This is a genomic window from Shinella sp. WSD5-1 (genome assembly GCF_963942435.1).
Taxonomy (GTDB): Bacteria; Pseudomonadota; Alphaproteobacteria; order Rhizobiales; family Rhizobiaceae; genus Shinella; species Shinella yambaruensis.
The window spans coordinates 167,701-193,838 of the sequence record NZ_OZ012598.1 but is presented as its reverse complement, the minus strand read 5'-3'; the positions used below and the strand labels follow the sequence as shown (position 1 = coordinate 193,838).

Annotated in this window: 25 protein-coding genes; 13 read left to right on the top strand and 12 right to left on the bottom strand. The window is 66.7% G+C overall.

Annotated elements, in window-relative coordinates:
* Positions 1 to 64 precede the first annotated feature (64 nt).
* Positions 65 to 976, top strand: coding sequence for a LysR family transcriptional regulator (locus AABQ55_RS27695; protein WP_244770265.1), 912 nt, complete (start codon positions 65 to 67; stop codon positions 974 to 976).
* A gap of 226 nt (positions 977 to 1,202) precedes the next feature.
* Here AABQ55_RS27695 and AABQ55_RS27690 read toward each other — a convergent pair whose 3' ends face one another.
* The gene (locus tag AABQ55_RS27690; protein ID WP_336314403.1) at positions 1,203 to 1,391 is read right to left on the bottom strand and encodes a pirin-like C-terminal cupin domain-containing protein; all 189 of its coding nucleotides are present in this window, start codon (positions 1,389 to 1,391) and stop codon (positions 1,203 to 1,205) included.
* 120 nt (positions 1,392 to 1,511) lie between these two features.
* Between AABQ55_RS27690 and AABQ55_RS27685 the strand changes: the two genes are divergently transcribed.
* From AABQ55_RS27685 to AABQ55_RS27660, 6 genes are all read left to right on the top strand, one after another.
* Positions 1,512 to 2,624: an FAD-dependent oxidoreductase gene (locus AABQ55_RS27685; protein ID WP_272808303.1), complete on the top strand. Its 1,113-nt coding sequence runs from the start codon at positions 1,512 to 1,514 to the stop codon at positions 2,622 to 2,624.
* A gap of 124 nt (positions 2,625 to 2,748) precedes the next feature.
* Complete coding sequence (locus tag AABQ55_RS27680) at positions 2,749 to 3,375, top strand: hypothetical protein (RefSeq protein WP_272808304.1); 627 nt, start codon at positions 2,749 to 2,751, stop codon at positions 3,373 to 3,375.
* A 97-nt stretch (positions 3,376 to 3,472) separates the two neighbouring features.
* Complete coding sequence (locus tag AABQ55_RS27675) at positions 3,473 to 5,227, top strand: alkaline phosphatase (protein ID WP_272808305.1); 1,755 nt, start codon at positions 3,473 to 3,475, stop codon at positions 5,225 to 5,227.
* 72 nt (positions 5,228 to 5,299) lie between these two features.
* The gene (locus tag AABQ55_RS27670) at positions 5,300 to 5,764 is read left to right on the top strand and encodes a hypothetical protein (RefSeq protein WP_244770260.1); all 465 of its coding nucleotides are present in this window, start codon (positions 5,300 to 5,302) and stop codon (positions 5,762 to 5,764) included.
* A gap of 2 nt (positions 5,765 to 5,766) precedes the next feature.
* Positions 5,767 to 6,453, top strand: coding sequence for an ABC transporter ATP-binding protein (locus AABQ55_RS27665; protein WP_272808306.1), 687 nt, complete (start codon positions 5,767 to 5,769; stop codon positions 6,451 to 6,453).
* Positions 6,450 to 7,712, top strand: coding sequence for an FtsX-like permease family protein (locus AABQ55_RS27660; protein ID WP_272808307.1), 1,263 nt, complete (start codon positions 6,450 to 6,452; stop codon positions 7,710 to 7,712). Before AABQ55_RS27665 ends, AABQ55_RS27660 begins: the two co-directional genes overlap by 4 nt.
* A gap of 77 nt (positions 7,713 to 7,789) precedes the next feature.
* On the opposite strand, the gene AABQ55_RS27655 is transcribed toward AABQ55_RS27660, so the two are convergent.
* The 6 genes from AABQ55_RS27655 to AABQ55_RS27630 form a co-directional block, all read right to left on the bottom strand.
* Entirely contained in the window at positions 7,790 to 9,490 is a 1,701-nt protein-coding gene (locus tag AABQ55_RS27655; RefSeq protein ID WP_272808308.1) for a dihydroxyacetone kinase family protein, read from the bottom strand.
* 35 nt (positions 9,491 to 9,525) lie between these two features.
* On the bottom strand, positions 9,526 to 10,464 hold the full coding sequence (locus AABQ55_RS27650; RefSeq protein ID WP_272808309.1) for a sugar phosphate isomerase/epimerase family protein: 939 nt from the start codon (positions 10,462 to 10,464) through the stop codon (positions 9,526 to 9,528).
* A gap of 39 nt (positions 10,465 to 10,503) precedes the next feature.
* The gene (locus tag AABQ55_RS27645) at positions 10,504 to 12,042 is read right to left on the bottom strand and encodes a tripartite tricarboxylate transporter permease (protein WP_272808310.1); all 1,539 of its coding nucleotides are present in this window, start codon (positions 12,040 to 12,042) and stop codon (positions 10,504 to 10,506) included.
* 33 nt (positions 12,043 to 12,075) lie between these two features.
* On the bottom strand, positions 12,076 to 12,576 hold the full coding sequence (locus AABQ55_RS27640) for a tripartite tricarboxylate transporter TctB family protein (RefSeq protein ID WP_244770254.1): 501 nt from the start codon (positions 12,574 to 12,576) through the stop codon (positions 12,076 to 12,078).
* A gap of 64 nt (positions 12,577 to 12,640) precedes the next feature.
* Positions 12,641 to 13,633 carry a Bug family tripartite tricarboxylate transporter substrate binding protein gene (locus AABQ55_RS27635; protein ID WP_272808311.1) on the bottom strand — a complete coding sequence of 331 codons (993 nt, stop codon included), beginning with the start codon at positions 13,631 to 13,633 and terminating at the stop codon, positions 12,641 to 12,643.
* A gap of 70 nt (positions 13,634 to 13,703) precedes the next feature.
* Positions 13,704 to 14,738, bottom strand: a complete 1,035-nt coding sequence (locus AABQ55_RS27630; RefSeq protein ID WP_272808312.1) for a 4-hydroxythreonine-4-phosphate dehydrogenase PdxA — start codon at positions 14,736 to 14,738, stop codon at positions 13,704 to 13,706.
* A 187-nt stretch (positions 14,739 to 14,925) separates the two neighbouring features.
* Between AABQ55_RS27630 and AABQ55_RS27625 the strand changes: the two genes are divergently transcribed.
* The 6 genes from AABQ55_RS27625 (at position 14,926) to AABQ55_RS27600 (ending at position 21,695) form a co-directional block, all read left to right on the top strand.
* Positions 14,926 to 15,627 carry a GntR family transcriptional regulator gene (locus AABQ55_RS27625; protein WP_272808313.1) on the top strand — a complete coding sequence of 234 codons (702 nt, stop codon included), beginning with the start codon at positions 14,926 to 14,928 and terminating at the stop codon, positions 15,625 to 15,627.
* A 583-nt stretch (positions 15,628 to 16,210) separates the two neighbouring features.
* Positions 16,211 to 17,173 (top strand): galactofuranose ABC transporter, galactofuranose-binding protein YtfQ, encoded by a 963-nt coding sequence (gene ytfQ, locus AABQ55_RS27620; protein ID WP_272808314.1) that lies wholly within the window; start codon positions 16,211 to 16,213, stop codon positions 17,171 to 17,173.
* 105 nt (positions 17,174 to 17,278) lie between these two features.
* Positions 17,279 to 18,799 (top strand): galactofuranose ABC transporter, ATP-binding protein YtfR, encoded by a 1,521-nt coding sequence (gene ytfR, locus AABQ55_RS27615; protein WP_272808315.1) that lies wholly within the window; start codon positions 17,279 to 17,281, stop codon positions 18,797 to 18,799.
* Positions 18,796 to 19,818, top strand: a complete 1,023-nt coding sequence (locus AABQ55_RS27610; protein WP_272808316.1) for an ABC transporter permease — start codon at positions 18,796 to 18,798, stop codon at positions 19,816 to 19,818. The genes ytfR and AABQ55_RS27610 overlap by 4 nt, the downstream gene beginning before the upstream one ends.
* Positions 19,815 to 20,783, top strand: coding sequence for a galactofuranose ABC transporter, permease protein YjfF (gene yjfF / locus AABQ55_RS27605; RefSeq protein WP_244770247.1), 969 nt, complete (start codon positions 19,815 to 19,817; stop codon positions 20,781 to 20,783). The genes AABQ55_RS27610 and yjfF overlap by 4 nt, the downstream gene beginning before the upstream one ends.
* 189 nt (positions 20,784 to 20,972) lie before the next feature.
* Positions 20,973 to 21,695 (top strand): FadR/GntR family transcriptional regulator, encoded by a 723-nt coding sequence (locus AABQ55_RS27600; RefSeq protein ID WP_272808452.1) that lies wholly within the window; start codon positions 20,973 to 20,975, stop codon positions 21,693 to 21,695.
* Between the two features lie 17 nt (positions 21,696 to 21,712).
* Here the strand turns inward: AABQ55_RS27600 and AABQ55_RS27595 are convergent, their stop codons facing one another.
* The 5 genes from AABQ55_RS27595 to napF are packed head-to-tail and all read right to left on the bottom strand — an operon-like array spanning position 21,713 to position 26,137.
* Entirely contained in the window at positions 21,713 to 22,417 is a 705-nt protein-coding gene (locus AABQ55_RS27595; RefSeq protein ID WP_272808453.1) for a cytochrome c3 family protein, read from the bottom strand.
* Positions 22,418 to 22,419: 2 nt separating this feature from the next.
* The gene (locus AABQ55_RS27590; RefSeq protein WP_244770245.1) at positions 22,420 to 22,911 is read right to left on the bottom strand and encodes a nitrate reductase cytochrome c-type subunit; all 492 of its coding nucleotides are present in this window, start codon (positions 22,909 to 22,911) and stop codon (positions 22,420 to 22,422) included.
* Entirely contained in the window at positions 22,881 to 25,385 is a 2,505-nt protein-coding gene (napA, locus tag AABQ55_RS27585; RefSeq protein WP_244770244.1) for a periplasmic nitrate reductase subunit alpha, read from the bottom strand. Before napA ends, AABQ55_RS27590 begins: the two co-directional genes overlap by 31 nt.
* On the bottom strand, positions 25,360 to 25,644 hold the full coding sequence (locus tag AABQ55_RS27580) for a chaperone NapD (protein ID WP_272808317.1): 285 nt from the start codon (positions 25,642 to 25,644) through the stop codon (positions 25,360 to 25,362). The genes napA and AABQ55_RS27580 overlap by 26 nt, the downstream gene beginning before the upstream one ends.
* On the bottom strand, positions 25,637 to 26,137 hold the full coding sequence (gene napF, locus AABQ55_RS27575) for a ferredoxin-type protein NapF (protein WP_272808318.1): 501 nt from the start codon (positions 26,135 to 26,137) through the stop codon (positions 25,637 to 25,639). Before napF ends, AABQ55_RS27580 begins: the two co-directional genes overlap by 8 nt.
* Between the last annotated feature and the right edge of the window lies 1 nt (position 26,138).

The window sequence follows — 26,138 nt, the reverse complement described above, 5'->3', positions numbered from 1 at the left end:
CTTGAAGGGTATGCGCTACCTGGATTATTAAGTTAAGTGCAAAATTTTGGACCACTGATGCACAATGCGCATTAATTGTGAAATCCTCGACCTTCGTGCCTTTCTTGCCGTCGTGGAGCTGGAGAGCTTCCACCGGGCGGCGGAAGCCCTCAACCTGTCGCAGCCGGCGCTCAGCCGCCGCATCCAGAAGCTGGAAGCCTCCATCGGCGCTCCGCTGCTCGAACGCACCACCCGGCACGTCTCCCCGACGGCGCTCGGCCTCGAATTGATGCCGCTCGTGCAGCGCATGCTGGAGGAATTCGACGGCTCGCTCTTTGCCGCCCGCGACCGGGGACTGCGGCGCAGCGAGCTGGTGACGATCGCCTGCCTGCCGACGGCGGCCTTCTATTTCCTGCCGACCGTGATCAAGCAGTTCAACCAGGAATATCCCGACATCCGCTTCCGCATCCTCGACCTGACGGCGACCGAGGGGTTGCAGGCCGTCTCGCGCGGGGAGGTGGAATTCGGCATCAACTTCATGGGAACGTCGGATCCCGATCTTCTCTTCGACCGCATCGCCGAGGATCCGTTCGTGCTGGCGGCGCGGCGCGACCATCCCCTGGCGGCGCGGCAGGAGGTCGGCTGGACGGACCTTGCGCCCTACCGGCTGATCACCGTGCACCGCTCCAGCGGCAACCGCACCATGCTGGACGCGGCGCTGGCGCGCGCCAATATCGAGCTGCGCTGGTCCTACGAGGTGACGCACCTGTCGACGTCCCTCGGCCTGGTGGAGGCGGGCCTCGGCATTTCCGTGCTGCCGCGCACGGCAACCCCGGGGCCCGACCACCCCATCATCGTCACACGGCCGCTGGGCGCTCCCCGGATTTCCCGAACCATCGGCATCGTGCGCCGCCGCGCCGCCACGCTCTCGCCCGCCGCCGAACATTTCCGGCGCATGCTGGTGGGAACCTGGCAGGGCGCCGGGGCCGATGGCTGAGGGCATCCAGCGAAACGAAGAATCGGCAACGGTCTGGAACAGGCCGCTCTGGTGGTCGATCAGCAGCATGACGGTGTCGTCGACATCGGTGACCGGGCGCTGACCGTTGAAGTTTCGGGGTTGCTCATGTCGTTTCTCCTTGGTTGCGGTTGCAGGTGGGGCAGGGGCCGGAAACATTTCCGGCCCAGTCTGCCTCGGGCGAGGGGCGTCGAGGACAAGTTGAGGATCAGGCGGCGATCGTGCCGAACCTGCCGGCGCGGAAGTCTGCAAAGGCCTGCTGCAATTCTTCCGGCGTGTTCATGACGAAGGGACCGCGCATGGCGACCGGCTCGCCGAGCGGCGCACCGCTCAGCACCAGAACCGTCGCGTCGCTCTCGGCCTCAAGGCTGAAGGCGCCGCCCGTGCGGTTACGCAATCCTGGCCAAGGCCGAGCAACACGCGCGAACGACGCGACCGTCCCGAAAGGGTCCCGGTTTCGTCCGGGGCGGGAATAGGGTATCGGAGGGCTCGCGCAGCCGAAGCAACGGGGATCGACTTGCCATCCGCAACGCCAGCGAACGAGGCGAGCCTGCGTGCCGCCATCAAGATCGACATCGTGGTCATCGGCGCCGGCCAGGCGGGGTTGTCCTCGGCCTACCATCTCCTGAAACTCGGCCTCAAGCCGGGCCGCAACTTCATCGTGATCGACAGGAACGAGAAGCCCGGTGGCGCCTGGCAGCACCGCTGGCCCTCGTTGACGCTGAGCACGGTCAACCGTGTACACGACCTGCCGGGCATGGGCTTTTCCGAAGTGGTGCCGGCGGGGGAGACCGAGGCCAAGGCCTCCGTGGCGGTGCCCGATTATTTCGCCGCCTACGAGGAGCGGTTCCGGCTGCCGGTCTATCGTCCGGTCACGGTCAAGGTGGTCTGCGACCGCTTCGAGCGGCTGCGGGTGGAGACGGATCGCGAGGCCTTTTCGGCCCGCGGCCTCATCAATGCCACCGGAACCTGGGAAAGCCCGCAGATCCCGGACTATCCCGGTGCCGCGCTGTTCCAGGGCCGGCAGCTTCATTCCCGCGACTACCGCACGGCCGATGAATTCGCGGGCCAGCATGTCGTCATCGTCGGCAGCGGTATTTCCGCGCTCCAGCATCTCGACGAGATCTCCAAGGTGACGACGACAAGCTGGGTCACGCGCCGCGAACCGCAGTTCCGCGATACGCCGTTCACGCCGGAAGACGGCCGCGCGGCCGTCGCCATCGTCGAGGACAAGGTGCGCAACGGCCTGGTCCCGGGCTCCGTCGTCTCCGTCACCGGCATTCCCTGGACATCGGCGCTGCGGGCCGCCGCCGCACGCGGCGCACTGAAGCGCCTGCCCATGTTCAGCGAGGTCACCGCGCACGGCGTGCGCTGGCCGGACGGCACGGAGCAGAGGGCCGATGTCATCCTCTGGGCGACCGGCTTTCGCAGCTCGCTCGACCATCTCGCCCCCCTGCAATTGCGCGGGGAGAAGGGCGGCATCGTCATGGCCGGACGCCTCGCCACGCAGGTCGGGAAGGACCCGCGCATCCATCTCGTCGGCTACGGCCCCTCCGCCTCCACCATCGGCGCCAACCGCGCGGGCGCGGCGGCGGCGCGCGAGCTTGCGACCCATCTCGGCCTGTTGTGAGCCCTGCACGGGCCGCGGCGTCGGAACGGCAAGGCGGCTGCGATCGAGCCGCGCCCTGAAAGGAAGACGACGAGTGCCGCTTGGGGATAGGATGGCGCATCGTCCCTGATCCCGGTGGAGCACCATGCCCCTTCAAAACCGCGTCACCCCCTTCGGCGAGATCGTCGCGCTCCCGCAGCGCGGCCTCTTTACCGGCAATCGCGGCATCATCCATGACCCGGCGACGAAGACGCTGCTTTCGAAGCGCTGGGCGTCCAGGGCCTGGCTGGTCTGCCTCTGCGACTTCCAGGGTCGCCGCCGGAAGGTGATGGGAGGGCGGAGCTGGACCGAGCTGTTCTTCCTCGACGAGGCGGTCGCCCTTGCCGCCGGCCATCGGCCCTGCTTCTTCTGCCGCAGGGAGGCAGCGCAGCGCTTCCAGGCGTGCTGGGCATCGGCGAAGGACGAGCCGCCGCCCGCCGCCGGCGCAATGGATGCCGTCCTGCACGGCGAACGCCTGGAGCGCCGGCGCAAGCGCCTGCACCCGATCGCCGGGCCGCTGGCGGCGCTTCCCGACGGCGCCGTCGTGGCGGCGGGCGGGCACGCCTTCACGCTTCGTGCCGGCCTCGCCCACCGCTGGACCGCCGAAGGCTACGCCCTACCGCAACGCCTCGACAGCGCGGATGCCCTGCTGACGCCGCCGTCGACGGTCATGGCCCTCGGTGCCGGCTATCGGCCCGTCTTCCATCCATCGATCGAGCGAGGTCCGGTTTGAGCGACGATCACAGGAGTGTCACGGCCGTGTAATACGCCTGTCATCCAGGCTTTCTATGCGCAGGGGGCCAACGCACCGCTCAAGAGAGGCTCCTCCCATGCGTGAACTCATCCTCGCCCTGGCATCGGCAACGATCCTGGCCGGCACTGCAAACGCCGCAACCGTCTATCCCATCGATCGCGCGACGATCCTCGTCGGCTCGCCATTCGACTTCAAGGTCGAGTTCGATGCGGTCGTGACACCGGAAGACGTGAAGGTCACCGTCAACGGCAAGGACTATGCCGACGTCTTCGGCAAGGCCGCCGAATTCGTCGCGGAGGAAAAGGGCGCCGAGGACAAGGTACTGGGTTCGGCGCTCATCCTGCGCGACCTGGCGATCGGCACGGCCGGCGCCTACACGGTCGAGGTTTCCGCCGGCGGCGAAACACAGTCGGTCAACTGGGAGGTCTACGAGACCGCCGCCCAGCCGAAGGCGAAGAACATCATCTTCCTGATCGCCGACGGCCTGTCCGTCGCCCACCGCACCGGTGCACGCATCATGTCCAAGGGCATGACCGAGGGCAAGGCGAACGGCCGCCTGGCGATGGACGACATCCCGCCGGTCGCCTTCATCGGCACGTCCTCCACCCATTCGATCGCCACCGACAGCGCCAACACCATGTCGGCCTACATGACCGGCCACAAGTCGCGCGTCAACGCGCTCGGCGTCTATGCCGACCGCACGCCGGCAAGCCTCGACGACCCGAAGGTCGAGACCATCGCCGAGGCGCTGCGCCGGAACACCAAAAAGTCCATCGGCATCGTCTCCACCTCGGAACTTCAGGATGCGACACCCGCCGCGCTCGTCGCCCATACGCGCAAGCGCGCCGACAAGGCCGAGATCGTCGGCATGATGCTCGACGTCAAGCCGGACGTCCTGCTCGGCGGCGGCTCGGCCTATTTCCTCTCCAAGGATGTGCCGGGCTCCAAGCGCAAGGACGACAAGGACTATATCGCCGAGTTCCGTAATGCCGATTATGCAATCGCGACCGACAAGGCCGAGCTCGCCGCGGCCGCAGGATCGAACCAGGAGCGTCTGCTCGGCCTGTTCCATACCGGCAATCTGGACGTGACCCTCGACCGCGAATTCCTCAAGAAGGGCACCGTCGACAAGTTCCCGAGCCAGCCCGGCCTCGTCGACATGACCAGGGCCGCGCTCGACAAGCTTTCCAAGAACCCGGAAGGCTTCTTCCTGATGGTGGAGGCCGCGTCGGTCGACAAGATGAGCCACCCGCTCGACTGGGACCGCGCGCTCGTCGAGACGATCGAGTTCGACAAGGCCGTCGGCGTTGCCCGCGAATTCGCCGAGAAGAACCCGGACACGCTGATCGTCGTGACCGGCGACCACACGCACGGCGTCGCCATCATCGGCACGGTCGATGACGAGAAGCCCGGCGAGGTGATGCGCGAGAAGGTCGGCACCTATGACGATGCCGGCTTCCCGAACTACGAGGACAAGGACGGAGACGGCTATCCGGACCGCATCGACGTCTCGCGCCGCCTGTTCCTGGCCGCCAACAACGGCCCGGACCATTACGAGACCTTCCGCCCGAAGCTGGACGGCCCGTTCGTGCCGGCCGTGCAGAACGAGGCGAAGGAATACGTCGCCAACGAGGCCTACAAGGATGTGCCCGGCGCCGTCTTCGTCGAGGGTAACATCCCGAAGGAAGGCGACACGGGCGTGCATGCCGTGGACGACGTCGTGCTGCAGGCCGCAGGTCCCGGCTCCGAAGGGTTCCGCGGCTACATGGAGCAGAGCGACGTCTACCGCGTGCTGGCCGATGCCTTTGCGCTCGGCGTACCGAAGGAATGACACCAGACCTTGCTGGACAGGCGGCCCGCGCCGCCTGTCCACGCTCCTGCCGATAAAGAAGGAGGCCCGGCCATGACGCAGATGGACCGCGTGTCGTTCGAAAGGCGCCGGCTGCTTTGCGCGCTGGCGGCCTTGCCCGCTCTCGCCCTTTCCCGCCCGGCCCTTGCCGGCGAAACGCTCGGCTTCGGCGAACTCTACAAGAGCTTCGGCGTGCTCGGCCTCGAATTCTCCGACAAGGTGAAGCGGCTGAACGGGCGGGAGGTCGCCATGAAGGGTTTTATGGCCCCGCCGCTGAAGGCCGAGGCGAATTTCTTCGTGCTCACCGAAATCCCGATGTCGCTCTGCCCCTTCTGCTCCTCGGATGCCGACTGGCCGGACAATATCCTTGTCGTCTACCTCGCCGAAAAGCAGACCTTCGTGCAGTACAATGCGCCGATCGAGGCGCGGGGCATGCTGGAATACGGCTCGTGGGTCGATCCCGAAACCGGATTCGTCAGCCAGCTGCGCCTGCGCGACGCCGCATTCGAGACGGTCTGACGATGCTCGCGCTCGATATTGCCGCCCTGGAGATGCGCTTTCCCGGCCTTGATGCGCCGGTGCTTTCCATCGAAAACCTGCACCTTCCCGCCGGCGGCGGACTCGCGATCACGGGCGCCTCCGGTTCGGGCAAGAGCACGCTGGTCAATGTCGTCACCGGGCTGGAGCCCGCAACGCAAGGGTCCGTTTCCTGGGGGGACATGGAAATCACCCGCCTGCCCACCGGCCGGCGCGATGCCTTCCGCGCCGCCCATATCGGCCTCGTGATGCAGGATTTCCACCTCTTCCCCGGCCTTTCGGCCTACGAGAACGTCGTGCTGCCGGTGCGGCTCGCCCGCCGCCTGAAGCCGGGCGAGCGCGAACGCGCCCTCCACCTGCTCGAAATCAGCGGCATTGCCCGCCCCGGCCAGCCCATCGAGACGCTGTCGCGCGGCGAGATGCAGCGCGTGGCGGTGGCGCGGGCGCTGCTGCCGAAACCCGGCGTGATCGTCGCCGACGAACCGACGGCGAGCCTCGACCGCCGCATCGGCGGCGAGGTGGCCGACCTCATCGTGCGGCTTGCCCGCGCGGAAGGTGCCACGCTGCTCGTCGTGACCCACGACCCGGCCCTGGTGGAGCGCATCGGCCGGCATATCATCCTCGACGGCGGCCGCATCATCGAGGACGCCGGGAAGGCGGAAGCGGCATGATGGGCTTCATCCTCGCCGATCTTCGCCGGTTCAAGGGCGGCGCGCTCGCCGTCGTCGTGCTGATCGCGCTTTCGGTCGCGCTCAGCGTCGCCGTCACGCTGCAGGAGCGGGCCGTCCGGCTCGGCAGCGCGCGGGCGGCGGAAAAGTTCGACCTCGTCGTCGGCGCTGCCGGCAGCGAGACGCAGCTTGCCCTGTCGGCCGTCTTCCTCCAGCCATCCCCCCTGCCCCTGATGTCCGGCGCCGTGCTGGAAAAGCTCGCGCGGGATCCGCGCGTTTCCTTCGCCGCCCCCGTCGGCTTCGGCGATTCCGCCGATGGCCGCCCGGTCGTTGGCACGACGACGGCGCTGGTCGCCGCCCTGTCGCCGACGCTTGCGGAAGGGGCGGTCTTCGCCCGCCTCGGCGAGGCGGTGATCGGCGCCGACGTGCCGATGCGCCTCGGGGCGCAGATCAAGCCGATGCACGGCGCGGCCGATAGCGGCGGCCATACCCATGTCGAACTCGCCTATACGGTGCGCGGCCGCATGGCGCCGACCGGCACCGCCTGGGACCGGGCGATCCTCGTGCCGATCCGGGCCGTCTGGCAATTGCACGGCATGGGAGCGGAGGCCGAACACGAGCACGACCACGGCGACGAAGCGCCAGACGGCGCCGCGGCGGAGGATCATGACCACGCGGTCCATGTCGAGCCGGACGCGGCGCTCGACGAACATTTCGATGCCGAAACGCCCGGCATCCCCGCCGTCCTCGTCAAGCCGAAGACCATGGGCGACGCCTACCGCCTGCGCCAGGAATATCGCAGCGAGACGACGCTCGCCGTGTTCCCCGCCGAAGTGCTGACCCGTCTCTATGCGACGCTCGGCGATGCCCGCAGCTTGCTGCTCGCGATCGCCATCGCCACGCAGGCGATCGTCGTCGCCGCCATCCTGCTCGTCACGATCATGCATGTCGGCGCCCGCCGGCGGCAGATCGGGGCGCTCAGGGCCTTTGGCGCCCCGCGGCGGGCGGTCTTCGCCATCGTCTGGGGTGAACTCTTCCTGCTGCTGCTGGCCGGTTTCGCCCTCGGCCTTGCCGTCGGCTATGGCGCGGCGCGGGCCATCTCCGCCGCCCTCGCCTCCGCGACGGCGGTCCATATGCCCGTGGAATTCGCCCGGGCGGATCTCCCGCTGGCGATATGGTTCGCCGCTCTTGCGGTGCTGGTGTCGATCGTACCGGCGCTCTCGGCTCTCCGCCTCAGCCCGGCGGCCGCCTTGAGAGCCTGATGCAGCTGAAGGCAGGTTGGTCCGCATGGCCCGGCAAAAATCGCCGGGCCCGTTTCCGGAATTGCTCTGTCGACCGGTCAGATAGCCTCGCCGATGATCTTTGCGACCAGCGCCAGTGAAATCGCGCCGGCGTCCGGATGGCCGATGCTGCGTTCGGCGAGCGGGCGGGCACGGCCGAGTTTCGGCGTCAGCGCGGCGGTGGCGTCGGCCGCTGCCGTCGCAGCGGCCGCAGCATCGATCCAGGCGGATTTCAGCGGCTTGCCGGCCGCAAACGACGCCTCCAGCGCCTCGACGAAGGGCACGAGCGCATCGACGAGGGTCTTGTCGCCGACGCGGGCGCGGCCAAGCCGCGTCACGGCATCGAGCGCAAGACGCGCGCCCCTGACCACGGCAGCGTCATCGAGAACGGCATCGTCGGAAAGCGCGTTGCTCCAGGCGCGCAGCAGCAGGCCCCAGATGGCACCCGACGTGCCGCCCGCGCGGTCCGCCCAGGCATCGCCGGCGACCGCAAGCGTGCTCGCGGCGCCGGCACCGGCGGCGAGTGCCTGCCTGACGGCGTCCGCGGCGGCGGCGGAGCCGCGGCGCATGCCCTGGCCATGGTCGCCGTCGCCGGCCTGCGCGTCGATGCGGCCCAGCTCGTCCTCCGCGTCCTTCAACCCTTTCGCGGCAAGGCCGAGAAGCCTTGCGATGCAGGCCGCGTCCTTGCGCGAGGCGGCCGAGGACGGGCCGAAGGTCGGCGCGGCATCCTCGTTGACGATGGCGTCGGTGGCACGCTCCGTGCGGATCTCGCCGCCGCGGCGGAGGACGGGCGCATCGCAGGCCGCTGTCCAGTAGGTTTCGAGCTCCGCATCCAGCCACATCAGCGTCAGCGAGCAGCCCTGCATGTCGAGGCTGGTGACATATTCCCCCGCCTCGGGTGCCACGATCTCCAGCCCCGCCGCCTTCAGCAGCCCGGAGATCGCGGTCCAGAGGACGAAGAGCTCCTCGTATTTCGTGGCGCCGAGACCGTTCAGCACCGCCGCGACACGCGTGACGCCCTGCGGGCGCTCGGCAAGAAGCCTTTCGACGAGGAGGGCCGCAAGATCCTTCGCCGGCACGACGGCCTCCTCGCGGATGCCCGGTTCGCCATGGATGCCGAGGCCGAGCGCCATGCGGCCTTGCGGCACGGTGAAGAGCGGGCCGCCGGCGCCGGGCAAGGTGCAGCCGTCGAAGGCGACGCCGAAGGAGACGGTGCGGTCGTTGGCATGGCGCGCAATGCGCTCCACCTCGTCGAGGGAAAGACCGGCTTCCGCCGCCGCGCCCGCGACCTTGAACACGGCAAGATCGCCCGCAATGCCGCGGCGCTTTCCATGCGCCTCGGCCGGCGCGCTCGCCACGTCATCGGTGACCGGAACGATGCGGACATCGATGCCCTCGGCCCTGAGACGCTCGGCGGCGACACCGAAATTCAGCACGTCGCCGGCATAGTTGCCGAAGCCGAGCAGGATACCGCCGCCGTGATCGGCCTGCCGGCAGACGCGGGCGACCGCCGCCGTCGAGGGCGAGGCGAAGACATCGCCGGCAACCGCCGCGTCCGCCATGCCCGGGCCGACATAGCCGGCAAAGGCCGGATAATGCCCCGAACCGCCGCCGACGACGACCGAGACCTTGCCCTTCGGTACCCGCGTCGCCCGCACCACGCCGCCGCGCACGAGGCGGACATGGCGGCTGTAGAGATCGGCAAAGCCGGCAAGCGCGGTGGCCGCGAAATCCTCCGGTGCATCGAAGATGGTGGTCATGGTGATCGTCCCTCGTCTTGTGCTGGATCGTCTTGTCAGCGGCGCGGCAGGATGCGCCGCAGGTAATCGCGGTTGGCTGCCGAGACCGAAAGGCCATCGCCGCCGTAGTGCTCGCAAAGGAAGGCGCTGCGGAAGCCGTGCGCAAGCGCCATGCGGATGGCGGCGCGGTAATTGATGATGCCGGTCTCCAGCGGCGCCGGATGGGTGACGATCGCCCCCGTTCCCGGATCCTCCGTGCGCGTATAGTTCTTGACGTGCCAGTATTTCGCGAAGGGCGCGACCTTCTCCATCATCTCCTGCCAGTGCTCCACGGGGCGGTGCAGGCGGATGAGGTTGCCGATATCCGCGTTGATGCCGACATTCGGCAGGCCGACCGCCTCGACGAAGCGCACGCTGCTGTCCGCCGTGCCGAGATAGGTGTCCTCGTACATTTCCAGCGCCATCTCGATGCCGAGCTCCTCGGCATGGCGACCGAGCTCGCGGATGCGCGCGACGGCCTTCTGCCAGACGGCCGGATCATCGGGATTACACGGGCCATCGACCGTCCAGAACCAGAGCGCCTTCTTCTGCCCGGCCGTCAGCGGCTCGAAGAGGCCGAAGGAGACGGCGCTCGCGCCGATCGCCTTCGCCGTGTCGATGACGCGGTGGCCATAGGCGAGATAGGCATCGCCGTGGACGGCATCGATAACGCTGCGGCGGGAGGTCGAGATCGCCGGGATCGTCAGGCCGAGCGAGCGCACCAGCGCCATGAAGGCGTCGAGCCGTGCCGGCGAAAGATCGGCGAGCCGCAGCCAGCTGTCCGTCGGGTCGAGCTCGGTGAAGCCGGCATCGACGACGTCGTCGAGCGTCGCGGCCCATTCCTCGACGGACTGGTCCTGCACCGAACGGCCATCCGCCAGGAGGTTCGGATACTGGATCATCGCGGCCGCGATCGGCCAGGTTTCACGGGTCCATGCGGGCGCCGGAACGGTCATGACGAACTCCTGGTGCGGAAAAGGCGGGGAGCCGGCGGATCAGACCGCCGGCGTGCCGTCCTGCGGGGACTTGGGAACGCCGAGCCGGCGGCGGCGCGAGATGCCGAGGAGCCAGAAGACGAGCGGCGAGAAGAGCAGCGCAAGGCCGACCAGCATCAGCGTCGTCACCAGCCCGTTCGACCAGAAGACCGAGAGCTGGCCGCCGGACAAGAGCATGGACTGCCGGAAGGCATCCTCCGCCTTGTCGCCGAGCACCATGGCAAGCACGAGCGGGGCAAGCGGATAATCGAGCTTCTTGAAGACATAGCCGAGGAGGCCGAAGAGAAGCACCAGCCACATGTCGCTGACGGCATTGCCGACCTGGTAGGCGCCGGACAGGATGATGGCGACGATGATCGGCCCGATGATGGCGAAGGGCACGCGCAGGATCGAGGCATAGAGCGGCACGGTGGCGATCACCAGCACGACGGCGACGATGTTGCCGAGATACATGGAGGCGATCAGGCCCCAGACGAAATCCGGCCGGTCGGTGAAGAGCGTCGGACCGGGCGTCAGGCCCCAGATCATCAGGCCGCCCATCATGACCGCCGCGGTGGCCGAGCCCGGCACGCCGAGCGCCAGCATGGGCAGCAACGCGGAGGTGCCGGCGGAATGGTCGGCCGTCTCCGGCGCGACGACGCCGCGCGGATCGCCCTTGCCGAACTGCGACTTGTCGCGGGCCGAGCGGCGGGCGACGCCGTAGCTCATGAAGGAGGCCGCCGTCGGGCCGGCGGGCGTGATGCCCATCCAGATGCCGATCAGCGTGGAGCGGGCAATGGTGAACCAGTAGCGCGGCATCTCGACCAGCGTGCGGCCGATCTCGACGAGCCTCACGCGCGCCTTGATGCCCTCGAAGCGCAGCCCCTCCTCCGTGGTCAGCAGCAGTTCGCCGATGCCGAAGAGACCCATGACGGCGATGAGGAACGAGACGCCCTTGATGAGTTCGGGAATGTCGAAGGTCAGGCGCAGGTTGCCCGAGATCGTGTCCATGCCGACGGAGGCGAGCGCGAAGCCGATCATCATGGAGACGAGCGTCTTGAACGGCGACTGGGCGCCCATCGAGATGAAGCTTGCGAAGGCGAGGAAATAGACGGCGAAATATTCCGGCGAGGAGAAGCGCAGCGCGAAATTGGCGACCCAGCCGGAGAGCAGCGTGATCATCACGACACCCGCAAGCGCGCCGAGGCCGGCCGAGACGAAGGCGAGCGTCAACGCCCGGCTCGCCTCGCCCTTCTTGGCCATCGGATAGCCGTCGAAGGTGGTGGCGACGGAAGAGGGCTCGCCCGGAATGTTGAAGAGGATGGAGGTCGTCGACCCGCCGAAGAGCGCGCCCCAATACATGCAGGAGAGCAGGATGATGGCCGAGATCGGATCCATCGAGAAGGTGAGCGGCAGGAGCAGCGACACGCCGTTGGGCGCACCGAGGCCGGGCAGCACGCCCACCAGGATGCCGAGCGTGACGCCGAGCATCATGAGCAGGATGTGGTTGAAGCTCAGGATATGGCCGAAGCCGTCCATGAGAAGACCGATATTTTCCATGTCTTTCCTCCGAAGACCGGCGCCCTCGCGCGATCAGTAGATCCCGAAGAAGGCCTCGACCGGACCCTTCAGGAGCGGAACCTTGAAGCCGATCTCGAAAATGACGAAGAAGAAGAGGGCGACGCCCATGCCCGCGGCAAGGCCGGCCCACCACTTGTACTTGCCCTGGAAGGTCATCGTTCCGGCGATGTAGAGCGCCGTGCCGACATAGAGGCCGAGGAGGGTGGAGACCGCCGCGAAGGCGACGAGCGGCAGCAGGAAGCCGAGCACGACCTTGAAGCGCGCCATGTCGACGAAGATCTCGCCGCTGCCGCGATGCTTGACGACAGCGTAGACGAGGTTCATCGCGCTGCCGAAGACGATCAGCAGGCCGATATAGAAGGGGAAATAGCCGGCATCCGGCCCCATCTCCGTCCAGCCCGCGCCGGCCTCTATCGAGCCGTAGGCGACGGCGATGCCGAAGGCGCCCGTCAGGAGGGCGACGCCCGTTTCCATGGCGAAACGGGAAAGCCCATTCGCGCTGTTCTCACGCATGGATCAGACCTTTCCGAAAGGGGGTGCGGATGCCGTGGGGCATCCGCGCGGAACCTTGGGAGGTTCAGTTCGCAAGCCAGCCTTCGCGTTTCAGCACGGCGCTGACGGCGGCTTCGTCCTTCTTGATGAAGTCCGCAAACTCCGCGCCGCTCATATAGGTGCCGGACTGCGAGGTGTCGGCAAGATATTTCTGCCATTCCGGCGTCTCGGACACCTTCTTCAGGACATCCGCATAGAAGCTGACGACCTCGGGCTCGACACCGGCGGCAAGCCAGACGGTGCGCGGCATGGCGTAGTTGTCGATGGCGATGCCGCTGTCCTTGCAGGTCGGGATGTCAGCCCAGCCCTGGTCGCCGGCCACCTTCGCATCGCTCTTCAGCTTTTCCGACTTGAAAACGCAGACCGGCTTGACCATGCCGGCCTGCCACTGGCCGAGGTTCTCGCTCGGATTGTTGACATTGGCCGCGACGTGGTCGCCGGCAAGCTGCACGGCCGCCTCGCCGCCGCTCTTGAACGGAACGTAGCCGATATCGGCACCGGTCGCCTCGTTGATCATCGAGGTGAGGATCTGGTCGACGTCCTTGGACTGGCTGCCGGCGACCTTCAGCGTGCCCGGCGCCGCCTTGGCCTTCTCGACGAAATCGGCGGCCGTCTTGATGTCGGACTTGCCGTTGACCCAGAGCACGAACTCGTCGGAGGCGAGCGCGGCGACCGGCGTCAGGTCGGCGGCGGTGTAGGGCACCTTGGCGCGCACGGGCAGCAGATAGGCATTGTTCGTCCCGAAGGTCAGCTTGTGGGCATCGCCCTTTGCGGTCGCGGCATAGACGAAGCCCTCCGCGCCGCCGGCGCTGCCCTTGTTGGTCACCACCACCGGCGCCTTCATCAGCTCGTACTTGGCGATGATCGACTGGATGGTGCGGGCGAAGATATCCGTGCCGCCGCCGGGGCCGGCCGTGACGACGAATTCGACCGGGCGCTCCGGCTCGAAGGCGAAGGCCGGCAGGGCGACGCCCGATGCGGCCGCGACGATGCAGGCAATGGTAAGGGACTTTTTCATCTTGCTCCTCCGTTGGGATGATCCCGGCACGAACCTCCTCCGTGCCGGTATACCTCAAAAATTCGACAGGTCAGGCGGCGGCCGAAAGCGCGGCGGCCTTTTTCGCCATGCGCGCGGCCAGAAGCAGCGCCTCGCGGCTCGCCCCGACATCGGCAATGCCCTTGCCGGCAATGTCATAGGCCGTGCCGTGGGCCGGCGTGCAGAGCGGGAACGGCAGGCCGCCCATCATGGTGACGCCCTTGTCGAAGCCCATGAGCTTCATCGCGATCTGGCCCTGGTCGTGATACATGGTCATGACCGCCTGGAAGCCGTCCTTCAGGGCACGCAGGAAGACGGTATCGGCCGGGAACGGACCCTCGACATCGAAACCGCGCGCCTTCGCCGCCGCGACGGCAGGCTCGATGATGTCGATCTCCTCCATGCCGAAGGAACCGCCGTCGCCGGCATGCGGGTTGAGGCCGGCGACCGCGATCCTCGGATTGTCGTAGCCGGCATTGCGCAGGCAGGCCGCGGTGAGCTCGATCTCGGCGAGGATCGCCTCGACCGAAAGCGCCGCCGCCACGTCCTTCAGCGGAATGTGCGAGGTGACGCGCGCATTCCAGACCTTTTCCAGCACGTTGAACTCGCGGACCTTGCCGGTGAAGCCGATGACATCGGCGACGAAGCGGATCTCGTCGTCATAACCCGGATAGGCATAGCGCATGGCCTTCTTGTTGAAGGGCGTGAAGCAGACGGCCCCGGCCTTGCCCTGATCGGCAAGCTGCAGCGCGGTGCGGAAATTGGTCGTCGCGAATGTGCCGCCGGCAAGCGTCGCCTCACCGCGCGCCACGTCCGCCGGATCGAGATGGGCAAGGTCGATGAAGACATGGCGCTCGCCGCCCGCCGCACCGAAGGTCTCGAGCGTTGCGGCCTCCAGGTCGAGGGTGAGGCCGGCCGCTTTCGCGCCCTCGTCGAGAATGCGGCGATCGCCGATCACCACGAGATGGGCCGCGGCCTTGACGTCGTCGAGCGCGATGATGCGGGCGGTCAGCTCGGGGCTGATGCCGGCCGGGTCGCCCATGGCGAGCGCGATAACGGGACGCGCGTCTTTTGCGCTCTCGGTCATGATGAAGCTCCTCCGCTGCATTCTGTATGCAGCTTTCATACGGCATCCAAAATGCTGCATCAAGTCTTTTGTATTCTGTATGCAGCATTTTTTATTGACGCCACCGTCCCGGCTCTTCATGCTCGCACCAAATCGCCAACGCGGCCGGCGCCCTCGGGCCGGACCTGAAAGACGCAAGATCAAAGACATGGATGAGATCAGAAGCTTGGGGCTCCCGGAAAGCAGCCTGCCGGAACCGATCCGCCGCACGGCGCTGCACGACACGCTCGTCGGCCGCCTGCGCGACATGATCATCGAGGGGCACCTGTCGCCGGGAACGCGCCTCAACGAAGGCCAGCTCGGCCAGATGCTCGGCGTTTCGCGCACCCCCCTGCGCGAGGCCATCAAATATCTGGCGAGCGAAGGCCTGGTCGAGCTCGTTCCCAGCCGCGGCGCCGTCGTGAAGCGCTTCGGGGCGAAGGACGTCAAGGACATGCTTTCGGTCCTCGCCACGCTGGAGGAACTGGCCGGCAGGCTTGCCTGCGCGAGCGCGCGCGACGAGGAGATCTCGGAAATCCGCGCCCTGCACGACCGCATGGTCCGGCATTACAAGGCGGGCGACCGCCTAGAATATTACAAGCTCAACCAGGCGATCCACACGCGAATCGTCGCCATTTCCGGCAATGCCGCGCTGGCCGAGGTGCACGGCATGCTGCAGACCAGGCTGAAGCGCATCCGCTTCGTCGGCCACGAGGGCGCCGAGAAATGGGCGGCCGCGGTCGGCGAGCACGAGGAAATGGTCGCCGCGCTGGAGGCGCGCGATGCCGACCGGCTGTCCGAAGTTCTGGGACGCCACCTGAAAAAGGCCTGGGAGCGCGTCAGCGAGACGCTGGAAGGCGCCGGCCGTTAAGAAACCGGAAGCCCCTTATAAACCGATCCCCTGTGGGAATGCCCCCCGCCTGCTTCCCCTTCCCCGGGGAAGGAAAGAACGGCAATGTTGCATTCCAAAGGCAATTGCCCCGCTTGTAGACCAGATGGTTCGCCCTGTTTCGACGAGAGCGCTCCGCTTTGCCGTCGTCGAGGTTCCGGCCATATCTCGGCAGCACCGGCCCCGAGAGCGTGCATGCTTCGATCGCACGGGCGAATCATCGATCGGCTATCCACTGTGGGACCCTTGCCCGTTCCACGGTTTCGCCGGCATCCCTGTCGGCCCCTCGTTCTTCTGTTCGCCGCCTTGCCCGCCAGCATGGGCTCGCGAACGGCAGCGGCGCCTGTTCCAGCGCGTGTTCAGTGTTTCCGCCGCAAGGCAGGCGATCTTTCGCATTCGCCGACAAGCCCTTGAAACAGCTTGCAGAACCCATCCGGCAATTCGCGCCCCTGCCCGCCTCCACGCAAAGAAAATCCCGGCACCGCAAATTTGATGGTTTACAATAGTAATACAATATGATGTTTTACCTTCGCTGCTGAGGAGCAGCTTTCTTTGGGAGGACATCATGAAATTCAAAATCGCACTCGCGAGTGCCACGATCCTTGCTGCCTCGATGTTCAGCGCCGCGTCCGCGGCCGAGCTGACCGTCGGCTTTTCGCAGATCGGGTCCGAGTCCGGCTGGCGCGCCGCCGAGACGACGCTCACCAAGCAGCAGGCCGAACAGCGCGGCATCGACCTGAAATTCGCCGATGCGCAGCAGAAGCAGGAAAACCAGATCAAGGCCCTGCGCTCCTTCATCGCGCAGGGCGTCGACGCCATTCTCGTCGCCCCGGTCGTGGCAACCGGCTGGGACGAGGTGCTGCAGGAAGCCAAGGATGCGGAAATCCCGGTCATCCTGCTCGACCGCACGGTCGACGCCCCCGACGACCTCTACCTGACCGCCGTCACCTCCGACCTCGTGCACGAGGGCAATGTCGCCGGCAAGTGGCTGGTCGACACGGTCGCCGGCAAGCCGTGCAACGTCGTCGAGCTCCAGGGCACGACCGGCTCCTCGCCCGCCATCGACCGCAAGAAGGGCTTCGAGGAAGCGCTCGCCGGCCATGACAACCTGAAGATCGTCCGCAGCCAGACAGGCGACTTCACCCGCACCAAGGGCAAGGAAGTCATGGAGAGCTTCCTGAAGGCGGAGGACGGCGGCAAGAACATCTGCGCGCTCTATGCCCACAACGACGACATGGCCGTCGGCGCCATCCAGGCGATCAAGGAAGCCGGCCTGAAGCCGGGCACCGACATCCTCGTCGTCTCGATCGACGCCGTGCCCGACATCTTCCAGGCGATGGCTGCCGGCGAAGCCAATGCCACGGTCGAGCTGACGCCCAACATGGCAGGCCCCGCCTTCGACGCCCTCGACGCCTTCCGCAAGGACGGCAAGGCGCCGCCGAAGTGGATCCAGACCGAATCGAAGCTCTATACGCAGGCTGACGATCCGGCGAAGGTCTACGAGGAGAAGAAGGGCCTCGGCTACTGATCTCACCCTGGAGCCCCGTGTCCGGCCAATGGCCGGGCGCGGGGCCTCCGCCAGGCCCGTTCGCCTCCTAGGCTGCGGGCGGCCATCCTCATCCGGGTCGGGACCATGCAGCCTGCCAGTTCCTATATTCTTTCGGCGACGGGGATCGACAAGATCTTTCCAGGCGCCAAGGCACTGAACCGCGTCGATTTCTCTCTGCGGCGCGGCGAGGTGCATGCCCTGCTCGGCGAAAACGGCGCGGGTAAGTCGACGCTCGTCAAGTGCCTCACCGGGGCCTATCGCCGCGACGGCGGGCGCATCCTCGTCGATGGCGCCGACGTCGATCCGCAGAGCACGCTGGAGGCCCAGAACCTCGGCATCGGCACCGTCTACCAGGAAGTGAACCTGCTTTCGAACCTGACGGTCGCCGAAAACCTCTTCCTCGGCCGCCAGCCGAAGCGCTTCGGCCTCGTCGACGCCCGCGAGATGAACCGCCGGGCAAGGGCGCTGCTTGCCGAATACGACCTCGACATCGACGTCACCGCCGAACTTGCCGCCTATTCCGTCGCCGTGCAGCAGGTCGTCGCCATCGCCCGCGCGGTCGACCTGTCGGGCAAGGTGCTGATCCTCGACGAGCCGACGGCCAGCCTCGACACGCACGAGGTGGCGATGCTGTTCCGCATCGTACGCCGGCTGAAGGAGCGCGGCCTCGGCATCGTGTTCATCACCCACTTCCTCGAGCAGGTCTACGCGATTTCCGACCGCATCACCGTGCTGCGCAATGGCCAGCTCGTCGGCACGCGCGAGACCGCCGATCTGCCGCGCCGCGACCTGATCGCCATGATGCTCGGCCGCGAACTGGTGCAGGAAGTGGCGGGCGAACATGGCGCGAAGGGCGAGGCCGGCCCCGTGCGCTTCAGCTTCCGGGGTTTCGGCCGCAAGGGCCATATCCAGCCGTTCGACCTCGATGTCGGCACGGGCGAGGTCGTCGGCATTGCCGGCCTGCTCGGCTCCGGCCGCACGGAAACGGCCGAGATCCTCTTCGGCGCCGAGCGCGCCGACAGCGGCACGGCGGAGAGAGACGGCCGGACGCTCGACCTCTCCTCCCCCCGCGCCGCCATCCGCGAGAAATTCGGCTTCTGCCCGGAAGACCGCAAGGTCGATGGCATCGTCGGCGACCTCTCCGTGCGCGAGAACATCGCGCTCGCCCTCCAGGCCCGGCGCGGCTGGGCCCGGCCGATCAGCCGCGGCGAGCAGGACCGGCTGGCGGACCACTACATAAAGGCGCTCGACATCCGCACGAGCGACCGAGAGAAGCCGATCAAGCTGCTCTCCGGCGGCAACCAGCAGAAGGCGATCCTCGCCCGCTGGCTCGCCACCAATCCGGATTTCCTCATCCTCGACGAGCCGACGCGCGGCATCGATGTCGGCGCGCATGCGGAAATCATCCGCCTCATCGAATCCCTGTGCGAGAAAGGCATGTCGCTGATCGTCATCTCCTCCGAACTCGAAGAGCTGGTCGCCTATTCCAGCCGCGTCATCGTGCTGCGCGACCGGGCGCATGTCGCCGAACTCACTGGCAGCGCGGTCACCACGGACGGCATCGTCGAGGCGATCGCCGCCTCCGCCGGGAGGGTCGATCCATGAACGCGACCTTGAAAACCTATGCCGTCAGGCTCTTTCCGCAGGTCGCCGCACTCGCCGTCATCCTCCTGATGGTGTCGATTGCCTTTCCGGGCTTCTTCCGCCTCGAAATGCAGAACGGCCGGCTCTATGGCAGCCTCATCGACATCCTCAACCGCGGCGCGCCGGTGGCGCTGCTGGCGATCGGCATGACCGTGGTCATCGCCACCAAAGGCATCGACCTGTCGGTCGGCGCCGTCATGGCGATCTGTGGGGCTGTCGCCGCCGCCTGCATCACGGCGGGTTACGGGCTGGCGCTGACGCTGCTCGTCACCATCGGCACCGGCCTCTTGTGCGGCCTGTGGAACGGGTTCCTCGTCGCCGTGCTGGATATCCAGCCGATCATCGCCACGCTGGTGCTGATGGTCGCCGGCCGCGGCATCGCCCAGCTCATCACCGAGGGCGCGATCCTCACCTTCAACGATGCCGGCCTCATCTTCCTCGGCAGCGGTTCGCTCTTCGGCTTGCCCATGCCGGTCGTCATCTGGCTCGTCTTCGGCCTTGCCGTGGCGCTTATCGTGCGGCGCACGGCGCTCGGCATGCTCATCGAGGCGCTCGGCGTCAACCGGCGCGCCTCCATGCTCTCGGGCGTTTCCACCGGCGTGCTGCTGATCGCCGCCTATGTGCTCTCGGGCCTCTGCGCCGCGCTCGCCGGCATCATCGCCGCCGCCGACATCCGCGGCGCGGATGCCAACAATGCCGGCCTCTGGCTGGAGCTCGACGCGATCCTCGCCGTCGTCGTCGGCGGCACCTCGCTGCTCGGCGGACGTTTTTCCATCGCTGCCTCGCTGCTCGGCGCGCTCATCATCCAGTCGATCAACACGGGCATCCTGCTGTCCGGTTTCCCGCCCGAATTCAACCTGATCATCAAGGCGGCGATCATCGTGCTGATCCTCGTCATCCAGTCGCCGCGCGCGCAGTCGGCCTTCGTCTTCCTCTCCCGCCCGCAGGCGGCAAGCAAGACGGGCGAGGAGACGAAATGAACCCGCGTTATCTCCCCCTCACCGCCACGATCGCCATCTTCCTCATCGCCTATGCCGTCTGCATCGCGCAGTATCCCAACATGCTGTCGACGCGGGTGATCGGCAACCTCCTGACGGACAATGCCTTCCTCGGCATCGCGGCGGTCGGCATGACCTTCGTGATCCTGTCCGGCGGCATCGATCTTTCCATCGGCGCGGTCATCGCCTTCACCGGCGTCCTTCTCGCCGTGCTGCTGCAATCGACCGCGATCCATCCGCTTGCCGCCTTCGTGCTGGCGCTTGCCGTCACCACGGCCTTCGGCGCCTTGATGGGCGCGATCATCCATCACCTCGAAATGCCGCCCTTCATCGTCACGCTTGCCGGCATGTTCCTGGCGCGCGGCATGGCCTTCGTGCTGTCGATCGATTCCATACCGATCAAGCATCCCTTCTACGCCACGCTGAAGAGTGTCTATTACAAGCTGCCCGGCGGCGGACGCATCACCCTGATCGGTGGCCTGATGCTCCTCGTTTTCGCTGCCGGCATCCTGATCGCCCACCGCACCCGCTTCGGCGCCAACATCTACGCGCTTGGCGGCGGCACGGCGACGGCGCGGCTGATGGGCGTGCCGATCGGACGCACGACGGTGATGATCTACGCCCTCTCCGGCTTCCTCGCGGGCCTCTCCGGCATCGTCTTCTCGCTCTACACCTCCGCCGGTTACTCGCTCGCCACCGTCGGGGTGGAACTCGACGCCATCGCCGCGGTCGTCATCGGCGGCACGCTTCTGACGGGCGGGTCCGGCTTCGTCGCCGGCACGCTGGTCGGCATCCTCATCCAGGGCCTCATCCAGACCTACATCACTTTCGACGGCTCGCTGTCGAGCTGGTGGACGAAGATCCTGATCGGCCTCCTGCTCTTCGCCTTCATCCTGCTCCAGAAGGGCCTGATCCTCGCGACGGACCGGCGGAGGCGGCATGCCTGACATGCATCCCGCCGCCCTCGCCCGTACCCGAAACCCCAACGGCCAGAGCACTTCCGCTTTTCTTCAGAACGCGAAAGCGCTCTAGCCTTTTGTTTTAACGCAATTCCGGACGCAAAACCGCTTCGCACCTTTGCTGGAATTGCTCGATGCGAGGACGGACCGGTGCGCAAGAAGGGCCTGCTCGAAACGATGATGAACGGACCCGTGGCCCGCACCAGCCACTCGCAGGTCGTGGGCGAGCTCGGCAGGGCGATCATCGCCGGCGAGTTTGCGGTGGGTGCCACGCTGCCCGGCGATGCGGATCTCGAAGCCCGCTTCGGCGTCTCGCGCACGGTGCTGCGCGAAGCGATGAAGACGCTGGCGGCCAAGGGGCTGGTCGTGCCGCGCGCCCGCATCGGCACGCGCGTCACCGCAAAGACCCAGTGGAACCTCTTCGACAGCGACATCCTCACCTGGCATTTCGCAGTCGGCGTGGATGAGCAGTTCCTCGTTCATCTCAGCGAGATCCGCCTCGGCTTCGAGCCGCAGGCCGCGGCCCTTGCCGCCCGTCACGCCAGCGAGGCCGACATCAACCAGATGATGCTGCTCGCCGTCGCCATGGGCGACCCGGCCCACACGCCGGAGACCCTGGCGCTCGCCGACCTGCGTTTCCACCTCAGCGTCATCGATACGGCGCGCAATCCCTTCATGCGCACGGTGGGCAGCCTCATCGAGGCGGCGCTGGCCGGCATCTTCAAGCTCTCCTCGCCCGCCGCCGACCACATCAAGATCGGCGATGTCGCCGCAAGCCACATGCGCATCGTCGAGGAAATCCGCCGGCGCGACGAGGACGGCGCGCGGCGCGCCATGGAAACCGTCATCCGCGTCGGCCGCAGCCGCCTGACGGATACGCTGGTGCAGAAGCGGCCATAGCGCCCAAGCCCCCGGAACTAGAACGTCATCGCCCCATGGGCGCTCGCCACCGCCTTGCGCAGGTCCTCGATCGCCCCGTTGGACGCCGCGGGAAGCTCTTCGCCCTCCAGTTCGCGCGGCATCTTCCAGCCGGGATCGACGCCCTCCATGTTGGGCAGCTCGTGGGCGATGCCCTTGTGGCAGTCGATGCAGGTCGCCTTGCCGGGCAGGAGGAACTTCGCGTGGATATCGGCCGCGCGCTGGGTCTGCTTGGTGAAGTCCATCGCGACGGCCGAATGGCAGTTGCGGCATTCCAGGCTGTCGTTCGCCTTCAGCCGTGCCCATTCATGCTGGGCAAGCTCCAGCCGATGGTCGAGGAATTTCTCGCGCGTGTTGATCGTGCCGAAGATCTTGCCCCAGACCTCCTTCGAGGCCTGCATCTTGCGGGCGATCTTGTCGGTCCATTCATGCGGCACATGGCAATCCGGACAGGAGGCGCGCACGCCGGAGCGGTTGGTGAAATGCACCGTGTTGGTCAGCTCCTGGTAGACGTTGTCCCGCATCTCATGGCACGAGGTGCAGAACTTCTCCGTGTTCGTCAGCTCCAGCGCGGTGTTGAAGGCGCCCCAGAACATGACCCCGCCGACGAAGCCGCCGAGCGTCAGGAAGGCGAGGCTGAGGGTCGCCGCAGGCGTGGTCAGAATGGTCCAGACCCAGGCGAGGACGGCCTTGATGCGCGCCACCATCACTCGCTTCCCGCCTTGGTGACGCCCATGTCGCTCATGTCCTTGAACGTGTTCTCGACGAGCGGCTTGTGATCGGCCTGCGGCACATGGCAGGCGGTGCAGAAATAGCGCCGCGGCGAGACGTCGGCGAGCATCTGGCCCTCGCGCGTCATGTAATGGGTGATGCTGATCATGGGCGCGCCGGCATCCTGCGAGAATTCACGCTTGTGGCAGGAAAGACAGCGGTTGGCGTTGACCGACAGCTGGTAGCCGTCGATCGAATGCGGGATGACGGGCGGCTGTTCCGGATAGGCGCGCATGCGGCGGATGTCGTCGATGACCCATTTCGGCAGGGGATCGGCCGGCAGGGTCTGCATCGCGTCGCCCTGCGGGCCGGAAAGCTGCGGCACCATCTGTGCCATGGCGCCGGTGGCAAGCACCGCCACGCCGATCGCGGCGAAAATCCATCCGGGGCTCGGGGTCAGGCGACGGGTTCGATCTTGACTGCGCATTTCTTGAAATCCGTCTGTTTCGAGATGGGGTCGGTGGCGTCGAGCGTGACCTTGTTGATGAGCTGGCTGGCATCGAACCACGGCACGAAGATCACGCCCGGCGGCATGCGGTTGCGCCCGCGCGTCTCGACGCGCGAGCGGATCTCGCCGCGCCGCGATATGATGCGGATCTCCGATCCCTGGTTGAGGCCGCGCTTGCGCGCATCGTCGGCATTCATGAAGCAGCGGGCGCCGGGGAAAGCCTTGTAGAGCTCGGGGACGCGCATGGTCATCGAACCGGAATGCCAGTGCTCCAGCACGCGGCCCGTGACGAGCCAGATGTCGTATTCGTCATCCGGGGATTCGGCCGGCGGCTCGTACGGCACGGCGATGATCGCGGCCTTGCCGTCCTTGTTGCCGTAGAACTTCACGCCCTCGCCGGGTTTCACATAGGGATCGTACCCTTCGCGATAGCGCCACAGCGTCTCCTTGCCGTCGACCACCGGCCAGCGCAGGCCGCGCACCTCGTGATAGGTGTCATAGGGCGCAAGGTCGTGGCCATGGCCGCGGCCGAAGGCGGCATATTCCTCAAAGAGGCCCTTCTGGATGTAGAAGCCGAAATGCTGTGCCTCGTTGTTGGCGTGCTCGGGCTTAACCTCGTCGATTGAAAATTTCGCGACGTCGCTCTCGGCGAAGAGCACTTGATAGAGCGTCTTGCCCTTGTAGTCCGGGTTGGCGGCGAGAAGCTCCGCCGGCCAGACCTCGTCCGTGGTGAAGCGCTTGGAGAACTCGACCATCTGCCAGAGATCGGAGCGCGCCTCGCCCGGCGCCTGCACGAGCTGGTGCCAGACATGGGTGCGCCGCTCGGCATTGCCGTAGGCGCCCTCCTTCTCCACCCACATGGCGGCGGGAAGGATGAGGTCGGCGCTCATCGCCGTGATCGTCGGATAGGCATCCGACACGACGATGAAGTTTTCCGGATTGCGGTAGCCCTGATAGGTCTCGTTCGAAGTGTTCGGGCCGGCCTGGACGTTGTTGTTGACCTGCACCCAGTAGAAATTGAGCTTGCCGTCGCGAAGCATGCGGTCCTGCTGGACGGCATGATAGCCGGGCTTTTCCGGAATGATGCCATGCGGCACGCGCCAGATCTCTTCGGCATGCTTGCGGTGTTCCGGGTTCGTCACCACCATGTCGGCGGGCAGGCGGTGCGCGAAGGTGCCGACCTCGCGCGCCGTGCCGCAGGCCGAAGGCTGGCCGGTCAGCGAGAAGGGGCTGTTGCCGGGCTCGGAAATCTTTCCCGTCAAAAGGTGGAGGTTATAGACCATCTGGTTCGCCCAGACGCCGCGCACATGCTGGTTGAAGCCCATGGTCCAGAGCGACATGACCTTGCGGTCGGGATCCGCATAGAGCTCGGCGAGCTGCCTGAGGAAGCCGGCCTCGACGCCGGTCATCTCGACCGCCTTTTCCAGCGTGTATTCCGCGACGAAAGCCTTGAAGGCCTCGTAGTCCATCGGCTCCGTCTTGCCCGGATCGGCGGAATTGGCGGCATTCACCTCCACCGGATTGTCCGGCCTGAGGCCATAGCCGATATCGGTGACGCCGCGCACGAACTTCGTGTGATTGCGCACGAAATCCTCGTTCACCCGGCCGGACTGGATGATGTGGTTGGCGATGTAGTTGAGGATCACCAGGTCCGTGCCCGGCTTGAAGACCATCGGGATATCGGCGAGGTCCATGCTGCGATGGGTGAAGGTGGACAGCACCGCCACGCGCACATGCTCGTTGCCGAGCCGCCGGTCGGCGATGCGCGTCCACAGGATCGGGTGCATCTCCGCCATGTTCGAGCCCCAGAGCACGAAGGCGTCGGCATGCTCGAAGTCGTCGTAGCAGCCCATCGGCTCGTCCATGCCGAAGGTGCGCATGAAGGCGACGGCTGCGGACGCCATACAGTGGCGGGCGTTCGGGTCGAGATTGTTCGAGCGGAAGCCGGCGCGCATCAGCTTTGTCGCGGCATAGCCCTCGAAGATCGTCCACTGGCCGGAGCCGAACATGCCGACGGCGGTCGGCCCCTTTTCCTTCAGCACCTTCTTGGCCTGTTCGGCCATCACGTCGAAGGCTTCTTCCCAGGTCACTGGCTCGAACTCGCCGTCCTTGGCATAGACGCCGTTCCGCCTGCGCAGGAGCGGCGCCGTCAGGCGGTCGGAGCCATACATGATCTTCGAGAGGAAATAGCCCTTGATGCAGTTGAGGCCGCGGTTGACCTCCGCCTGCATGTCGCCGTGCGTGGCGACGACCTTGCCTTCCTTGACGCCCACCATGACGCCGCAGCCGGTGCCGCAGAAGCGGCAGGGCGCCTTGTCCCATTTGATCTCCAGCGCACTCACCCCGCCCGGAACCGGCTGCGCGGCAGCGGGAAGCGCGATGCCCGCCGCCGCCGCCGCGACGCCCGCCGCCTGGGCCTTCAGGATGTCACGCCGCGTCAGTTCGCTGCCCATGCACCTCGTCCTCTTCCAATTCGACATGTTCGAAAACCATGTTCGCCGCGATCACGCCGTCGAGGACGGAGATGCGCATCAGTGTATCCCCGAGCACGCCGGTGCTCGGCCCCTCGATGACCACGACGATCCTGCCCTTGTCGCAGCCGTGCACCTCGACATTGGCAAAGCCGGCAAGCGCCTCGAGCACGTCCGCCACGAAGCCCGGCTTGACGGCGATCACCGCGCTTGAAATGTGATAGCGGCGCCCATCAGGCATAGGCCACCTCCACGCTGCGGGGCGCGATGGCGACCGCGCCGACCGGACAGACGGAAATGCAGGCGCCGCAGCCGGTGCAGGCCTCGGCCACAAGCTGCGGCACGAAGGGGCCGCCGCGCACCGGACGGAAGCGGATCGCCTCCGCCGGACAGGCGTCCCGGCAGGCCTGACAGTCGACACCCTGGAACGGCAGGCAGGAGGACGCGATGGCGACGACATGATCGAAGCGGCCGGCGACGCCATCGGCGAACACCGGCTCGGGACAGTGCTCCGCGCAGGCACCGCAGAAGGTGCATTCCGCCGCCGCAAAATCGAGCACGGGCAAATCGTCAGTGAGGCGTATCACGCCGGTGGGACAGTGCTCCACGCACGACCCGCAGCCCGTGCAGGCGGCAAGGGCGTCCTCCGCGATGCCGGGCGGACGGATGCGGGCGGTCGCGTCATGCCTTCCGCCGCGCAGGAAATTCCGCCTGGAAAGAACTTGCTGCGTCATG

Excerpts from the sequence above, each read along its gene's own strand:
- AABQ55_RS27655 (WP_272808308.1), bottom strand. The coding sequence starts at position 9,490 with ATGACCACCATCTTCGATGCACCGGAGGATTTCGCGGCCACCGCGCTT.
- AABQ55_RS27625 (WP_272808313.1), top strand. The coding sequence starts at position 14,926 with ATGGATGAGATCAGAAGCTTGGGGCTCCCGGAAAGCAGCCTGCCGGAA.
- AABQ55_RS27640 (WP_244770254.1), bottom strand. The coding sequence starts at position 12,576 with ATGCGTGAGAACAGCGCGAATGGGCTTTCCCGTTTCGCCATGGAAACG.
- yjfF (WP_244770247.1), top strand. The coding sequence starts at position 19,815 with ATGAACCCGCGTTATCTCCCCCTCACCGCCACGATCGCCATCTTCCTC.
- AABQ55_RS27600 (WP_272808452.1), top strand. The coding sequence starts at position 20,973 with ATGATGAACGGACCCGTGGCCCGCACCAGCCACTCGCAGGTCGTGGGC.
- ytfR (WP_272808315.1), top strand. The coding sequence starts at position 17,279 with ATGCAGCCTGCCAGTTCCTATATTCTTTCGGCGACGGGGATCGACAAG.
- AABQ55_RS27660 (WP_272808307.1), top strand. The coding sequence starts at position 6,450 with ATGATGGGCTTCATCCTCGCCGATCTTCGCCGGTTCAAGGGCGGCGCG.
- AABQ55_RS27695 (WP_244770265.1), top strand. The coding sequence starts at position 65 with ATGCGCATTAATTGTGAAATCCTCGACCTTCGTGCCTTTCTTGCCGTC.
- AABQ55_RS27590 (WP_244770245.1), bottom strand. The coding sequence starts at position 22,911 with ATGCGCAGTCAAGATCGAACCCGTCGCCTGACCCCGAGCCCCGGATGG.
- ytfQ (WP_272808314.1), top strand. The coding sequence starts at position 16,211 with ATGAAATTCAAAATCGCACTCGCGAGTGCCACGATCCTTGCTGCCTCG.
- AABQ55_RS27635 (WP_272808311.1), bottom strand. The coding sequence starts at position 13,633 with ATGAAAAAGTCCCTTACCATTGCCTGCATCGTCGCGGCCGCATCGGGC.
- napA (WP_244770244.1), bottom strand. The coding sequence starts at position 25,385 with ATGGGCAGCGAACTGACGCGGCGTGACATCCTGAAGGCCCAGGCGGCG.
- AABQ55_RS27650 (WP_272808309.1), bottom strand. The coding sequence starts at position 10,464 with ATGACCGTTCCGGCGCCCGCATGGACCCGTGAAACCTGGCCGATCGCG.
- AABQ55_RS27630 (WP_272808312.1), bottom strand. The coding sequence starts at position 14,738 with ATGACCGAGAGCGCAAAAGACGCGCGTCCCGTTATCGCGCTCGCCATG.
- AABQ55_RS27665 (WP_272808306.1), top strand. The coding sequence starts at position 5,767 with ATGCTCGCGCTCGATATTGCCGCCCTGGAGATGCGCTTTCCCGGCCTT.
- AABQ55_RS27580 (WP_272808317.1), bottom strand. The coding sequence starts at position 25,644 with ATGCCTGATGGGCGCCGCTATCACATTTCAAGCGCGGTGATCGCCGTC.
- AABQ55_RS27680 (WP_272808304.1), top strand. The coding sequence starts at position 2,749 with ATGCCCCTTCAAAACCGCGTCACCCCCTTCGGCGAGATCGTCGCGCTC.
- AABQ55_RS27675 (WP_272808305.1), top strand. The coding sequence starts at position 3,473 with ATGCGTGAACTCATCCTCGCCCTGGCATCGGCAACGATCCTGGCCGGC.
- AABQ55_RS27670 (WP_244770260.1), top strand. The coding sequence starts at position 5,300 with ATGACGCAGATGGACCGCGTGTCGTTCGAAAGGCGCCGGCTGCTTTGC.
- AABQ55_RS27610 (WP_272808316.1), top strand. The coding sequence starts at position 18,796 with ATGAACGCGACCTTGAAAACCTATGCCGTCAGGCTCTTTCCGCAGGTC.
- AABQ55_RS27645 (WP_272808310.1), bottom strand. The coding sequence starts at position 12,042 with ATGGAAAATATCGGTCTTCTCATGGACGGCTTCGGCCATATCCTGAGC.
- napF (WP_272808318.1), bottom strand. The coding sequence starts at position 26,137 with ATGACGCAGCAAGTTCTTTCCAGGCGGAATTTCCTGCGCGGCGGAAGG.